Origin of the sequence: Thermosyntropha sp., assembly GCF_017656155.1 — a bacterium.
Classification (GTDB): Bacteria; Bacillota; Syntrophomonadia; order Syntrophomonadales; family Syntrophomonadaceae; genus Thermosyntropha.
This window is the reverse complement of the sequence record NZ_JACDOH010000004.1, coordinates 44,438-59,150: the sequence shown is the minus strand read 5'-3', so window position 1 is coordinate 59,150 and position 14,713 is coordinate 44,438. Positions and strand designations below refer to the sequence as shown.

Here is a 14,713-nt window from a genome sequence, read left to right as displayed (position 1 = left end):
GGGGATACCACACTCCTTTCATATCAGTTTGACACAAATTCTGAATCTTCTTTTGCCAACACCTCCGTTCATCTTATTTCCTGCAGCCGGACTGATACTTGGATACGGGCGTATTTGGATACTGTATTAGTCAGCTTTCGATGCTGGTTAAGTTTTTTACTTTTCTTTACTCAAATTCATTAGGATTCATATTCAAGTATTTATACGCCTTGGTTCGGGACAAATCCTATTATTTGCTGTTTTTTGCCCGCTTTAGCCTGGTGGGGACAGCTGATCGGCTTAACTGCTGTATCTATAAATTGCTATTGATACCATAATACGCCAAGAAAATAATAAGTCAATATTAATGGAATAAATGGAAGGGTTTTGAACTTAAACGGTATTTTTTAGGGTGCAGCCTTTAAAAAGAGAGTTTGCGTAAATTTAACCTGGTGGGCTTGGGAAAGGCAGAAAAATTTTCATAAGGAGAGCTCGGAATTTAAGCCCTGTTTTATAGTGTTTTGTTCCTCCTGTCGTAATTTATTCTTAGTTCGAAAACATGGTCCTGCAGGGGACGCCTTGTCCCCTTATTGATGGAGAAAATTTGTCTAAATTTCATGTTCTCAAAATATTACATTATATTTTACACACCTAGCAAATTCTTTCGGGGTTTTGCAAAAAACATAAGGGTAAGTCCCATTATTTCAACAGGATGTATCTAAAAGTAAATTTATCTTTACCAACGATTTCTCCATATTTTTGATCATACCAAACCAACAATCCTCCATCCAGGAGATGCGGATATTTAATTTCGTCCACTTTTACTCCATCTGGAGGTGGAATGAGATTATATAACTTGTTATCCTTCTGATTAAATATTGTTATTCCCCAAGGAATGCCCGAACTCCATAGCAGATAGCTTCCGTATTCTTGTAAATCCGTTAGATAATAATCTTCACGCGGCTTATACACCGAATAACCGTTGTTTATTTTATAAATCCATTCATTCTTGTCAATATCATAAATACACACTTCGGCATCATAAAAAGTTTTGTTGGGTTGCCCTTCCGCGTATATATAGTTGCCGCTAATTCGGGGATTAATTATATTTTCATCGGTAACCAGTTTTGCTTTGACCTTGCTTTTTATGTCGTATAGATATGAGTAGCCAGTGTATGTCCCGTCAGGATTTACCACAGCCTTGCACCAGACCACTTTGTTACCGGAAACATTAGGGTTGCCGAAGGCATGATTGGTGAGATCCTCATTGAGGTAGTCAAGGATTTCCAGTTTACCGGTAGACATGGTATACAGTTTGATCACACTGGTTACTTCACCATCCGGATTATGTTCCCAAGAGCAATAGGTTATGTAATCCGATGCTATACTGATTTGGTTGGGACATAGGTATCGATATTGGGCGTTTTCCGGAACTACTGTTCCGGGTCTGTATTCATCAACTTTGGTTATGGTTTTGGTTTTAAGGTTGGCATAATACAAAGCCCAATCTGCTCCGTTGGTGAGATCGGTTGCGGGATCTTGATCGGCATGAGGACATTCAGACCAGGCAACTATATCGCCCCGCTTTTTTATAGTATAAACATGGTTCTTGCGCCCCTGCATAATATTCATCACAATTGAAATATTTCCGTCTAAATCTACCCTTTCTATATCTTCCGTATCGGAATTAAAGATAATAATGTTGCCTTTTCTATCTGTTCCAAGTAAAGTAGCCTCAGGGCGGTCAAAGGCTTTAGCCGTAAGTTCACCCTGTTTTGCAATGATATCAGCATTATTGCCTGTAGGAATCTCGTCATTGATTTTGTAATTCTTCTTCGTTACTAATTCAATACTTTTCGGTTGGATTTCAGCATTATTGCTGACAGAAGAATTGCTGGATATGGATTCCTGATTTTTATTTTGGATACAAGAAGTTAAGGTTAACATAGTTAATGTCAAAACAACTAACAAAAGTATTCTTTTTTTCATTTAATTTACATCTCCTTCATTTATTTGCCATACAACCCAGTTGTATATTAAATCCTCTGGCTTTGTACGACGACAAGGCCAGAGGTAACCAGCTTAAATCTCAAAACCTAAAAAATCAGGCCCCTATCATTACACAAGACAGCTATACAATAAAAAGTAACTTCCATGTGCCTATCGCCCAAATTATGTTTTTGATTATTTGAATCATAGTAATAACAAATTCTTTTTGAAGGATCATAGCTATTAAACCCTTCTCCTGCAACATAATGATAAATGTGATTATTTTTCATAGTTTCATATCCTTGTAAGTGATATTTGCTACCTTTTATTTGATGAACATCATATATGACTCCATAACCACCTAGGAGCGTAGATATTGCGCTATTAGTAAATTTAACCGGCCAATCGGGTGCAGTGTAACCCGGTCCCATGAGCAAAACATATCTGAACCGATTGCCGTTCCTGCCATTATATTGATTAAGCGCTGGTGCAACATTGCCTAAAAGTGTGCCGTTTGTAGTAGTTTTCATCTTATTTGCCAATTCTGACTGGGTAACACTTATTCCCCTCCCGCGTAAAACAGCATAACCTGATGCTGGAGCACACCAATAATCTTTTTCTTGAACTTTACCTGGTAACCATAGATTCATTGCTTGATAATCACCAGGATTTGTTTTAATTGATACATTGCTATTAGAAGTCTTGTCTATAATATTAGTAGAGATAAAATTACTAACAGAGGTTCCCGCAAAGTATTTATCAATAAATTTTTGAACAATTTCAAGATCGTTTTTTGTTATTGATTTCGGACTAATAAGAGATTTGTCTCTTATTTTCATTACTTTTTGTGCCATATCCGATTTTTCTTTGGCTGCTTTTTTTTCATCAGATGATATATTTCCGATACCACTGTTTGTTGCATTATAATCCTGAATTATAGGCGCTACGATACTATGTTTGGGATCCTCTAAATTATCGATATTATCAGCAAACACTATTCCGGGTAAAATTATTAAACACATAAGAGTACTTAAAGCAGTGTAGATTATTCTTTTAAATTCCTATTCATTTTTATTCCTCCTATTTCAATATTTTGATTACTATCTGCTTTTATTTCTTGATAACGCAGTTTTTTATTTTACAAAAGACAACCATTTTCCATGAATAGCCTAATATGCTTATTCATGGAACAATATAACATTTTATCAGCCGAGCAGATTTTATATTCACCTGAATACGAAGGGACATTATATCTGCTCTTCAAAATAATATATGCGTTTAGCCCGGGGGATACCACACTCCTTTCACATCAGTTTGACACAAATTCTGATTCTTCTTTTGCCAACACCTCCATCTATCTTTTTTCCTGCAGCTGATCTGATATTTGAATACGGGTATGCCGGGATACTGTATTAGTCAGCTTTCGATGCTGGTTAAGTTTTTTGCTTTTCTTTACTCAAATTCATCAGAGGTCATATTTGAGTATTTATTTTATTACACCTTGGCTCGGGACAAATCCTATTATTTGCTGGTTTTTGCCCGCTTTAGCCTAGTGGGGACAGCTGATCGGCTTAACTGCTGTATCTATAAATTGCTATTGATACCATAATACGCCAAGAAAATAATAAGTCAATATTAATGGAATAAATGGAAGGGTTTTGAACTTAAACGGTATTTTTTAGGGTGCAGCCTTTAAAAAGAGAGTTTGCGTAAATTTAACCTGGTGGACAGGGAAAGTGAATTTTGTGTCAGCTGAGGGGAAGGGAGGATAGAAATTGGCATTTTTACTGTATGAGCGGGGTTTTGCTTTTTGTCGGCTGAGATATCAGGAATGATTAAGGATAATTCTGCCGATCTTCAAGCGAGAAATGAAACGCTTAAATTTTGGGGAATTATAAGGAATGCCCCATAAAAGTGCTGAGGAGAGAATGTGTATAAACCGAGCTGACTGGGGTAAGCAGAAGGATAATAGTTAAAATTGTATTGTAAAAGGAATGTGGATTATGCAGAACCTTTTGTGGTCTTTCCAAGAAGGTTTAGAAAAAGGCAAGAAAAACTGTTCACGCGGTGTGTTCCCATGGTTTTTTTGCCTCTTTTAAGGCAACCCCTAATCTCTACATTTCCGTTAGGGTTCTTATAGGCTCTTATTATTATTTTATTGCTGTAATCGCCAATTTCTTATAACCATTTTTCGTGAAATTAGTAAACATTACCTAATATTAGGGGATAGCCATATTATAATAGGTATTGTCTTTATGATACTTACGATTTTAAACCTTCAAAAAATTTTTCTACTATAAAAATTCCCCAGGCATATATGAATACTAAAACTCCTGAAATCTGCATGGGATGCAATTCATTTTGCCAAATCATCTCGCTGATAATAGGGCTGATCCAAAGAATCAATCCTATTATTAAAAGATCTCGTATACGCAAATATTGTTTTGAAGATGATGATAAATATAAATAATAAGCTAGTGCTATTACTCCAATAATTATTTTAATGAGTTCAAAACTGATCATTATATATCACCTTTTAATATGATATTTGTAAGTACTCAAAATCGAGTAGTGTAAAATATATTGTGCTTTTAAAGGTCAGTAACCAGTTGAGATCTACAAATTAATGGTGTCTGTATTATTTATATAAATATATGTTTTTTATCATGGGGAATAGTAACACAAATAATATTAATATGAATATTAAATTATTTGTAATTTGAGGATAAACATCTTTTAAAAAATGCCTTGCCCCCAAAAATCCTATGATAACCAAAGCTAAGAAGAATAAACCTGCTGTAATAACTTTACGTGGTCCTATGGAATAATAAGGTTGCATCCCCAAAAATATCAATGGACTATTCATAATTTTTTGGGTATATGCTATTTCTCCTATAACAATGCCAAAAACAAAGATGAGAATGAATAAACAGCCTAAGATTTTATTTCTCATTGTTAGCCCCCCACAAATACCACTGCATTTTGGTCCGCTTAATCTGCAAAAAACAAGATATCACCTCTAGGAATCAAACATCTATAGTTCTTGGGCGGCAAACTTCCTTAACTCATCATAATTGTATAGTCCCCTGACCAGATCGGAGAAAAAGCATTTAAGTGATAAAATGAAAACATAAAAACAGGGAGGAATTCCTGATAACATTCGCACCTGAACATAAAAAATAAGCAAACAGGTTCATTAAATCCATCATCTAAAAATCAAAAAAAGGAAACAAGAAGTCCGGCCTTCTCCATCCACGTATCGCAAAAACATATCTGGAAAATTCGGCATCTTCAAAGGAAATAAAAATAAATCTGAAGTCTATGCTGCTCCCATTACAGACAGCTTCTTATAATACTCCTAACTTAATCATTAATTGGTAATGGAATAGAACATTTCCCTTGTTTATAGGCTTCATATAATACATCTATTTCCTCCTGGTGCTTAATATAAAATTCTGAATTTGTTTCTAAGAGCAAGACTCCGTTTTCATCGTAAATTTTAACCGGTATTTGGCTCTGATCCTGTTCTATAAATTCAGAGTTAAGACGTTCATTTTCATATTGTTTAAATTTTTCTTTTTTTTCTTTAGATATAGGAGTACCTTTATAATTGTAATCTCCACCAGCCACGAAAGCAGCACAAATAAATAGCATCAACATGCAGAATATGATAATATTACTAACTTTTTTTGATAACTTCACGTTTATACCTCCCTGAACATATGAGGTTAAGTTTCTTTTTAAGGTTTTTGGTTCTCGATGCTCAATTTCAGCAGGAGTTACACTTAAGTATTTATACGCCTTGGTTCGGGACAAATCCTATTATTTGCTGATTTTTGCCCGCTTTAGCCTAGTGGGGACAGCTGATCGGCTTAACTGCTGTATCTATAAATTGCTATTGATACCATAATACGCCAAGAAAATAATAAGTCAATATTAATGGAATAAATGGCAGGATTTTGAACTTAAACGGTATTTTTTAGGGTGCAGCTTGTAAAAAAAGAGTTTGCGTAAATTTAACCTGGTGGACAGGGAAAGTGAGATTTGTGTCAGCTGAGGGGAAGGGAAGATAAGATAAGAATGCTGACATGACTGTTCCCAAAAGACAGGGGGAGAGAGGGCCTCTACCTCGGCTTGTCTCTTGGAAACATATGGATTGACAATTGCGGTCGATGGTAGTAGAATTGTGAAGGATGAATTTTTTGAATTATTATAATAAATAAAAGTAATAATTAGTCGCCTGTGACAGGCTAAAATTAGGTGCACTATTTCGAAAAAATGATGAGAGGAGAGAAAGAATGAAAAAAGGTAAGAGGTTGGGTTTTGTGTTATGTTTGATTTTGATGTTTGCTCTGCTTGTAAGCGGATGTGGGCAGCAAGGAGGGAAGGATGCGGCCTCCCGGGCGGAGCAGGTACCTGTTATTAACATGGGATACATATTCACTACCCATCATGCTCCTTTTATTGTGGCCATGGCCAAAGGGGAGGATTTTAAAGAGATGGGAACTTATCTTAAGGAAGTGGTTCCCAAAGAAAAATATGAGCTTATAGAGGATGGAAAGAAAGTAGCAGATGTAAATGTAGTAGTTACCAAGAGTGGGTCGGAGACTGCCACCTTGTTTGCTCAGGGTAATCTGGATATAGCTCTGAGTTCAGTTACTGCTTTTATGACAGGGATAGATAAGGGAACTGAGGTTAAGGTTATAAGTCCTCTTCAAGCTGAAGGGATAGCAGTGGTGTTTCCTCAAAAGAGTAACATAAAGGACTGGGATGCTTTTGCTGGTTATTTAGCTGAGTCCCCAAATCCCGTAAAAATAGGTTATCATTCCCCAACTAGTGCACCTAAAATTGTATTTGAGGCTGCTCTTAAAAGTCAGGGCTTGAAGGTTACAGAAGATCCTAATGACAGTACGGCTGATGTTTTGTTGGTGGATTTGAAAGGGACTTCTAATTTTATTCCGGCTATGAACAGCAAACAGGTTGATGGGGTAGTGGCTCCTGCACCTTTCCCCAATGTCGCAGAAGTTCAAGGGGTGGGCAAAATTGCATTCCAGATTGCAGATATGCCTCCTGAAGGACGCTGGGTTAATGTTCCCTGCTGTGTAATGGGGGCTCGGGATGAGGTAATGGCTGATAATCCTGCCGTAGTAAAGGCTATGGTTAAACTTATGAGTAATGTTTCCAAATGGTGTAATGATAATGCGAAAGAAGCGGCTGATATTACTGCCGAGTGGATAGGAGTCCCGCCGGAAGCGGCTGAAAATTCTGTGATTGTTTACAGTACAGATCCTAATGCTGATTGGATGCGGGGAATTGAAACTTTCTTAGATAGCCTGAATCAAATGGGAAAATTGAACGGTGAACTGAAGGATAAAAAATTGGAAGAAGTTAAAGATATATTGTTTGATTTCAGTTTTCTCAGATAAACAGGAATAAAATTTAAGTTTTTTTGAGGTTCCTGCCAACTGCTTTATGCTGATGGCATGGAGCCTTTGTTTTGTGTTCAACAAAAGGATTGGGGTTAATAGTGCCCGCATTCTTTTGCAAAAAGAGCTTTTGCGGATTTGGCAGACGAATCGCAAAACTATAGTTTTTGTAACCCACAGTGTTGATGAAGCTATATATTTGGCAGATAAAATTGTGGTAATGAGTACACGGCCGGCACGTATAAAAAAGGTAATTGAAGTGGATATGCCGCGTCCCCGCAGCCGTGCCCATCCGCTTTACGGTGAGCTTTCCACCTGCATACTTGACATGCTGGAAGAAGAAGTGTTAAGACAGAGTTAGACAATTTGTTCTGGAGGTTTTGTGATGAAGAGTGAACCCGTATTATCATGTACTGAATGTAAAGGGAATAATTGTTACCGGCGTGACGGTAAATATCCAGATTTCTGTCTTACTGTAAATCTGTCGGAAGAAGAGATAAAAAAGGTAAGGCAGATCTATGCAGATGAAGAGAACCGGAGAATAATGCAGACAGCTGCTTTTATTGAAGGGAAATATTATGGGCAACTTACCCGGGTTGAAGAAACTATTAAATTTGCTAGGAAAATGGGAATGAATAAAATAGGTATAGCCGCATGCATAGGTTTAATCAATGAAGCAAGGATTTTTGCACGCATTGTAAGGGCTAAAGGACTTAATCCCTACTGTGTAGTTTGTAAAGTAGGAAGTGTTGATAAATGTGATTTTGGTTTACAAGAGGAGATGAAATTAAAGCCATATCAATTTGAGGCTGCCTGTAATCCGATTTTACAAGCAGAAGCCCTGAACCGTGAAAATACTGAATTAAATGTAGTTATAGGTCTTTGTGTAGGGCATGATATTTTATTTAATAAATATTCTAAAGCTCCTGTAACCACTCTTATAACTAAGGATAGAGTGCTCGCCCATAATCCGACAGCAGCTCTTTACACGGTAAATTCTTATTATAAGAAATTACTTGAGGAAGATAAATGAAATATTGAACAAGGATCCTTATATAGATGTCCTTAAGAGTTTTTACAGAGGGAATTTTGTAGAACTGTGCACTTTCCAGAAGAAGTTTATTCAGACAGATTTGAATAAGAGAAATTGTTTTTTTATTGTTTAATTTCTGCCAGAATTTATAGGTGTTTGTGATCAGAAAATAAAAAAAAGTCAGGTATGATACTTGAATTATCAGAAACTTCTTGCATATAATAAGTTTGTTATAGGAGGTGTTGATATAATGAAAGCATTGTTAGTTTATGCTCATCCCAATCCTTTAAGTTTTAATGCTGCTATTGCTGCCACAGTAAAAGAAGAGCTTGAGAAAAAAGGTATTGAAGTAAAGGTAAAAGACCTTTATGCTATGAATTTTAATCCGGTGCTTTCTAAAGCCGATCTTGAAGGTACACATACCGGTAATGTTCCAGCTGATATTAAAGCTGAACAGGAAGATGTAAGAAATGCTGATATTATAGTTATGGTAGCCCCTATTTGGTGGTATTCGGTTCCTGCGATTATGAAAGGTTATATGGATCGGGTGTTTAGCATAGGCTTTGCTTATGAATATACTGAGTCTGGTCCTAGAGGTTTGTTGAATGGGAAAAAAGGGCTTATTATTACTACTGCAGGAGCTGATGAAAAAACTGCCAAAGAAACCGGATTGGATAAAGTCGTAGATATGGGAATAGCTCAGGCTCTCTTTGGTTTTTGCGGTTTTTCTGAATATAAGAGCAAGATTTTTTATGCGGTTCCTATGGTAAGTGATGAGGAACGTAGAAATATGCTCAGTGAGGTCAGAAATCTTATTCAAAATTTTGCTTGAGTTTGAAGATAAAAAGATTAAAAATGCCCTTCTTGAGCTGGTTGCTTGAGAAGGGCATTTTTTATGGATAAAACAATTATATAAAGTAACCTTTTGTTTACTGATTGCTTATTATAAATTGTCAGAGAATATTAAGTTTAGACTGACAGGGGGTTCCTTTGTATGCGGCTTTCAGATTTGAAAGTAGGGCAGAAGGGTATTATCGATCTTGTTGATCTGGATGGTTCTATTAAAAGAAGGCTTTTAGATTTAGGTTTTGTGCCGGGGACTGAGATTAAGAGTGTGCGTAAAAGTCCGGCAGGTAGTCCCATAGTTTTCGAATTAAGGGATACATTAATTGCCCTGCGCAAGAAGGAGGCTTATCAGATATTTGTTGAAACTAAATAAAATATAAAGTATGGTGGAGGTTTAAGGATGAATTTTGAAGAGTTAGTTAAGGTGAGAAAAAAGTTTAATGTTGAAATATCTTCACCTGATGAGGTGGTGGTGGCCTTAGCCGGTAACCCTAATACAGGGAAGAGCACCATATTCAATAATTTGACTGGAATGAAGCAGCATACTGGTAATTGGCCAGGTAAAACAGTAGTTCAGGCTCAGGGTGAGTTTATTTTTGAAGGCCGCAGATATAAACTTATAGATTTACCGGGGACTTATTCTCTTTTTGCTAATTCTTCCGATGAACAGGTAGCGCGGGACTTTATTTGTTTTGGTTGTCCTGATGTGACGGTGGTGGTAACAGATGGAACCTGTTTAGAGAGGAATCTCAATTTAGTTTTACAGATATTAGAAATAACGGATAAGGTTATTGTTTGTGTAAATCTCATCGATGAAGCAAAGAGAAAATCACTGTATGTTGATACCAGAAGGTTATCCTGTGAGCTGGGAGTTCCGGTGTTAGCAACGGCAGCCAGGGCTAAAAAAGGGCTTGATGAACTTAAAATCCTGATAAAGGATATGGTGGAGGGTAGAATTAAAACTTTTCCCTGTTTAGTCAGATATGATACTGAAATAGAATTATTAGTAGAAAAAATACAATCTCAGCTTATGCAGCTTCCTGTAAGTAGATTTATAAATCCCCGTTGGGTTGCTTTGCGCATTATAGATGGAGATAAAGGTTTATGGGAAGGGATAAACCAATACTGGACTGAAGAAAGCAGTGTGATCTTATGAATGCAAATAATATTTTTGTTAAGACTGATTTATCAAATTTAAGCCAGGAATTGCAAAAAAATCATAAAGATTACAGCGAAACTATTCTTAAGAGTATTTACTGTCAGGCAGAAAGTATAGCTCAAAAGGTAGTAATAAAAGGAGATAATAAGGTTGATATTGATACTATTATAGATGATATAGTAACTTCCAGGTATTTGGGAATTCCTATTATGCTAGCATTGCTCGGGCTGGTATTTTTTATTACCATTATTGGGGCTAATTATCCCTCAGAATTGTTGGCAGCGGCTTTTTTTGCTATTGAAGAGAAGATTACGCAGCTTTTTGTTGCAGCAGGCTGGTCTGACTTTATACAAGGTTTTTTTGTATCAGGGGTTTACCATTCGGTGGCCTGGGTAGTTTCAGTTATGCTGCCTCCTATGGCTATATTCTTTCCTTTGTTTACTTTGCTTGAAGATGCCGGATATCTGCCGAGGGTAGCTTTTAATCTGGATAGTATTTTCCAGAAAGCAGGGACTTGTGGAAAACAGGCTCTTACCATGTGTATGGGGTTTGGATGCAATGCAGCAGGAGTAACTTCATGCCGTATTATTGATTCTCCCCGTGAACGCTTGATAGCTATATTAACGAATAATTTTGTGCCTTGCAATGGAAGATTTCCTCTAGTTATTGCATTATCTATGATTTTTTTTGGTGGAACAGCGGCTTATAAGGGGATTATAGCTGCAGGGATAGTTGCAGGCCTAGTTTTGATTGGTGTTTTAATGACTTTGTTTATATCTTACGTTTTATCAAAGACTTTGTTGAAGGGTATTCCATCGAATTTTGTTTTGGAACTTCCCCCTTATCGTCGGCCTCTTATAGGGCAGGTAATAGTAAGATCGATATTCGACAGAACAATATTTGTTTTAATGCGTGCTATAATTGTAGCTGCTCCGGCTGGAGGGATAATATGGATTATGGCTAATACTGTGGTAGGAGACTGCAGCCTTTTACAGTATATGACGAGTTTTTTAGAGCCGATTGGCAGGCTCATAGGGCTTGATGGGGTTATTTTAACTGCTTTTATTTTAGGGCTGCCGGCTAACGAAATAGTGCTGCCTTTGATGATAATGGGTTATCTTTCTACGGGAGTTATGATCGAGGTTGAAAGTTTAGAAAGTTTGCGCTCTATTTTGATAGAACAGTGTGGCTGGACCTGGATTACGGCGCTATGTGTTATGCTTTTTTCTCTTTTGCATTATCCTTGTGCAACTACATTACTTACGATTAAGCGGGAAACTAACAGCTTAAAATGGAGCTTTTTAGCATTTATAATTCCTCTTCTTGTTGCTGGGGCGGTGTGTTTTATAGGAGCCCAAACATTAAGATGGCTGGTTTAGCGCGGCTAAACCTCATATTATGTTTAACCGCGCTAAATTTTCCTGTGGGATGTAGCGGCTTACACAGATATTATCTTCCTCAAGATAGGCGATTTCTGGATAGTCTTTCGCAGTATGCCCGGATGGGGAACGGGAAAATTTGTCAGCAATGCGAATTTGCCCTGGTGCCATTTGGAGGGCAAAGATAATACTGTTTTTATCCCCATAAAAGCCGGCATGTACTATACCTTCTAACTTGCCAAGAACAATTATATCATGGGCAGCTATTATTTCGGCACTTTCATGCACATTGCCCCATACTATTACTGAACCTTCAGAACGAATTTTTTGCCCGCTCCGAACATTGCGGTATACTATGACATCATTGCCTGAAGATTTTTCAGGGGTAAATATTGTATTATTAAGTATCACGCCGTATTCAAGGCATAGCTTTTGTATTTCAGCTATTTGCTGATGGGAAAGATTTTCTAAACCTTCCCCGCGGAAAATGACTTTAGAACCGGCAAAGAGATTAGGATTAGCTGAAAATTTTTGACGTAGAAAATCTATGTATTCATTAAAGCTGCCTTTGCTGAAGGTGAATACCAGATTCCCATTTATTCCTTTTATGCTTATCATAGCCTGCCATTTACCTGCCTTTTAGCGGAATATTGATGTCGAGTGCCGACTGCCTTCCTTCATGAATGATGGTTACTTCAGGCGTGCCAGCAATTTCGACATGTTTGGCGATAACCTGGATGATCTCTTCTTTTAAGGTTTCCATGAGCTGATTTGAAGTTCCGGCTCTATCATGAGCCAAAACAATGCGCAGCCTTTCATTAGCCTGTGCCCGGCTTGAATTGTTTTCTCGGGAATAAATTTTTTTAAGGAATTCTATCATTGCTAGATCCCCCTTTTATTTTCCAGCGAAAAGAGTTTTTATTTTTGACCAGAATGACGGATTTTCCTCAAAATCCTGTATATCAACTTTTTCACCGGTGATGCGCCGGGCAATATTATTAAAAGCAGTGGCTGCCGCTGAACGTTCGTTTAAAATTATAGGTTCGCCTTTATTGGTTGAAATTACTACATTTTTGTCTTCCGGAACTACTCCTAAAAGGTCAATACATAGGTGTTCGAGTAAATCGTCAATGCTTAGCATATTGCCGGTTTTGACCATATCTATGCGGAGACGGTTAATTATAAGTTTTATATCCTTAAACTGGGCGGATTCGAGCATGCCGATTATCCGATCTGCATCTCGGACGGCGGATACTTCAGGATTAGTTACAACTATGGCTTTATCAGCAGCAGCAATAGCATTTCTGAATCCTTGTTCAATTCCCGCAGGGCAGTCTATAAAGATATAATCAAAATCTTTGCGCATTTCGTCACATATTTTTTTTACCTGTTCAGGGGTTATATCATCTTTATTACGGGTCTGGGCTGCAGGAAGCATATAAAGATGACCAAAACGTTTATCTTTTACCAAGGCCTGTTTTAAAGTGCATTCCCCTTCAATGACTTGAACGATGTCATATATTACACGATTCTCCAGTCCTAATATTAAGTCAAGTTTTTTAAGGCCAATATCAAGATCCATAACTGCTACTTTATGTCCCATACGGGCAAGTGCACAGCTTACATTGGCTACAGTGGTAGTTTTGCCTACTCCACCTTTACCTGAAGTGACTACTATAACCTGACTATTATTTTCATTGTTGTTCATATTAGATGGCCCTCCCTGAAGACATTGATAATAAATGAAATAAAGATTCTACATATATATTAATTTTAAATGATATTTTTCTCAGAATAAACTGCTATTTATGGAAAATGAATGAACCGGGACGAAGAAAATAAAAAATGTGCAGAAAACTACATGAGCCCTTTACGGGCTCATGTGGAGAGGGAATGTGATGGAATTTATATTTATACTTGGGGGGTGAAGGTATCTTTATTATTACATGTAAAATGATTTTTTGCAATACTCTAAAGATTATAAAAATTTATTTAGAGATATTTAATAAATTTATGACCATACGGGTTAAAGTTTTCCGCGGTTTAGAAGGGGATTTAGACTTTGAAAATATTCTGGGAAAATTTTCGTCAATTCCTTTAACTATTTCATCAACAGCTTTAGCAAATTCCTTATCTCTTTCCTGCATCATGTTTCCCTCCTTTCGATGTCATTAAATTATAATAATGTGAACGAAATATTTTTGCTAATAAATATTCTTGATAGTATGCATTATTTTAGATTAACAGGTTTTCATTTCCTTTTTCCAGGGTAAGAGCCATTTCTTCAAATGCTTTGCTGATGTTTCCTTTTGGATAAAGTTTAGCAAGCCGCCTGTACAGTCCAATAATACTCATGCGTGCTTTCATACAGGTTGCAAAAACATCTTCGACGTTTTTGGTGTTGAAATATTTGCTTGCATCAGGAGAAGGGTTGTTTGCAAAACTGTTTTCAATTTCCTGCATCCAGTTGAAAAAGTTTTCTAAGTTTCTGGTTATTAAAAGTTTAGTTTCCGCGATCTGTTCTTTTGAAATATCCAAGGGGATGATAGTTCCTCCCGATTGATAAAAACGGGTGATTTCACAGTTAAGCGCAAATTTAAAATCGGATGAAAAAGTTTTTATTTCTTTTTCTTCCTGGGCAGCAAAGAGATTTAAAATTTCACGTCCCTTTTCGCTTTTGCATTGTGAAGATAAAATAGTTAAAATATGCAGGAATAAGCTTGACATAGTGATTCCTAGTGTATATGCTTCGCTGGCTGTTGTTGGAACTTTGAATTTGATCTTTTCTGTCTCTTTTGTTATTTGGTTTTGAATAAAGAGGGCAGTAGCAGCCATAATTGTAACCTCCTTAAAAGTTTTGCCTTTTAAAAGACAATTAATCCTTCTAATGTGATTGTAATAT

Annotated in this window: 17 protein-coding genes; 7 read left to right on the top strand and 10 right to left on the bottom strand. The window is 36.8% G+C overall.

Features of this window, described 5'->3' with window-relative positions; translation table 11 throughout:
* Positions 1 to 678 precede the first annotated feature (678 nt).
* From H0Z36_RS05180 to H0Z36_RS05160, 5 genes are all read right to left on the bottom strand, one after another.
* Positions 679 to 1,938, bottom strand: a complete 1,260-nt coding sequence (locus H0Z36_RS05180) for a hypothetical protein (RefSeq protein ID WP_296864187.1) — start codon at positions 1,936 to 1,938, stop codon at positions 679 to 681.
* 137 nt (positions 1,939 to 2,075) lie between these two features.
* A complete protein-coding gene (locus H0Z36_RS05175; RefSeq protein WP_296864186.1) occupies positions 2,076 to 2,963 on the bottom strand; it encodes a C39 family peptidase in 888 nt (295 codons plus the stop codon).
* A 1,267-nt stretch (positions 2,964 to 4,230) separates the two neighbouring features.
* Positions 4,231 to 4,491 (bottom strand): hypothetical protein, encoded by a 261-nt coding sequence (locus H0Z36_RS05170; protein WP_296864185.1) that lies wholly within the window; start codon positions 4,489 to 4,491, stop codon positions 4,231 to 4,233.
* 115 nt (positions 4,492 to 4,606) lie between these two features.
* Positions 4,607 to 4,921 carry a hypothetical protein gene (locus H0Z36_RS05165; protein ID WP_296864184.1) on the bottom strand — a complete coding sequence of 105 codons (315 nt, stop codon included), beginning with the start codon at positions 4,919 to 4,921 and terminating at the stop codon, positions 4,607 to 4,609.
* Positions 4,922 to 5,331: 410 nt separating this feature from the next.
* Positions 5,332 to 5,670 carry a hypothetical protein gene (locus H0Z36_RS05160; RefSeq protein WP_296864183.1) on the bottom strand — a complete coding sequence of 113 codons (339 nt, stop codon included), beginning with the start codon at positions 5,668 to 5,670 and terminating at the stop codon, positions 5,332 to 5,334.
* Positions 5,671 to 6,266: 596 nt separating this feature from the next.
* Here H0Z36_RS05160 and H0Z36_RS05155 point away from each other — a divergent pair.
* From H0Z36_RS05155 to H0Z36_RS05125, 7 genes are all read left to right on the top strand, one after another.
* The gene (locus tag H0Z36_RS05155; protein ID WP_296864182.1) at positions 6,267 to 7,394 is read left to right on the top strand and encodes an ABC transporter substrate-binding protein; all 1,128 of its coding nucleotides are present in this window, start codon (positions 6,267 to 6,269) and stop codon (positions 7,392 to 7,394) included.
* Between the two features lie 73 nt (positions 7,395 to 7,467).
* Positions 7,468 to 7,755 (top strand): hypothetical protein, encoded by a 288-nt coding sequence (locus tag H0Z36_RS05150; protein WP_296864181.1) that lies wholly within the window; start codon positions 7,468 to 7,470, stop codon positions 7,753 to 7,755.
* A gap of 24 nt (positions 7,756 to 7,779) precedes the next feature.
* On the top strand, positions 7,780 to 8,427 hold the full coding sequence (locus tag H0Z36_RS05145) for a DUF1847 domain-containing protein (RefSeq protein WP_296864180.1): 648 nt from the start codon (positions 7,780 to 7,782) through the stop codon (positions 8,425 to 8,427).
* Positions 8,428 to 8,677: 250 nt separating this feature from the next.
* Positions 8,678 to 9,259: an NAD(P)H-dependent oxidoreductase gene (locus H0Z36_RS05140; RefSeq protein ID WP_296864179.1), complete on the top strand. Its 582-nt coding sequence runs from the start codon at positions 8,678 to 8,680 to the stop codon at positions 9,257 to 9,259.
* A gap of 162 nt (positions 9,260 to 9,421) precedes the next feature.
* The gene (locus H0Z36_RS05135) at positions 9,422 to 9,646 is read left to right on the top strand and encodes a FeoA family protein (RefSeq protein ID WP_296864178.1); all 225 of its coding nucleotides are present in this window, start codon (positions 9,422 to 9,424) and stop codon (positions 9,644 to 9,646) included.
* Positions 9,647 to 9,673: 27 nt separating this feature from the next.
* Positions 9,674 to 10,429, top strand: a complete 756-nt coding sequence (locus tag H0Z36_RS05130) for a FeoB small GTPase domain-containing protein (protein ID WP_296864177.1) — start codon at positions 9,674 to 9,676, stop codon at positions 10,427 to 10,429.
* Complete coding sequence (locus H0Z36_RS05125; protein ID WP_296864176.1) at positions 10,426 to 11,811, top strand: nucleoside recognition domain-containing protein; 1,386 nt, start codon at positions 10,426 to 10,428, stop codon at positions 11,809 to 11,811. Before H0Z36_RS05130 ends, H0Z36_RS05125 begins: the two co-directional genes overlap by 4 nt.
* A gap of 12 nt (positions 11,812 to 11,823) precedes the next feature.
* On the opposite strand, the gene H0Z36_RS05120 is transcribed toward H0Z36_RS05125, so the two are convergent.
* From H0Z36_RS05120 to H0Z36_RS05100, 5 genes are all read right to left on the bottom strand, one after another.
* Entirely contained in the window at positions 11,824 to 12,429 is a 606-nt protein-coding gene (locus H0Z36_RS05120) for a septum site-determining protein MinC (protein WP_296864175.1), read from the bottom strand.
* A 10-nt stretch (positions 12,430 to 12,439) separates the two neighbouring features.
* Entirely contained in the window at positions 12,440 to 12,691 is a 252-nt protein-coding gene (minE, locus tag H0Z36_RS05115; protein WP_296864174.1) for a cell division topological specificity factor MinE, read from the bottom strand.
* Positions 12,692 to 12,706: 15 nt separating this feature from the next.
* Positions 12,707 to 13,519 carry a septum site-determining protein MinD gene (minD, locus tag H0Z36_RS05110; protein ID WP_296864173.1) on the bottom strand — a complete coding sequence of 271 codons (813 nt, stop codon included), beginning with the start codon at positions 13,517 to 13,519 and terminating at the stop codon, positions 12,707 to 12,709.
* A 280-nt stretch (positions 13,520 to 13,799) separates the two neighbouring features.
* Complete coding sequence (locus H0Z36_RS05105; protein WP_296864172.1) at positions 13,800 to 13,961, bottom strand: hypothetical protein; 162 nt, start codon at positions 13,959 to 13,961, stop codon at positions 13,800 to 13,802.
* Between the two features lie 85 nt (positions 13,962 to 14,046).
* Positions 14,047 to 14,646, bottom strand: a complete 600-nt coding sequence (locus tag H0Z36_RS05100; protein ID WP_296864171.1) for a hypothetical protein — start codon at positions 14,644 to 14,646, stop codon at positions 14,047 to 14,049.
* Positions 14,647 to 14,713: the final 67 nt, after the last annotated feature.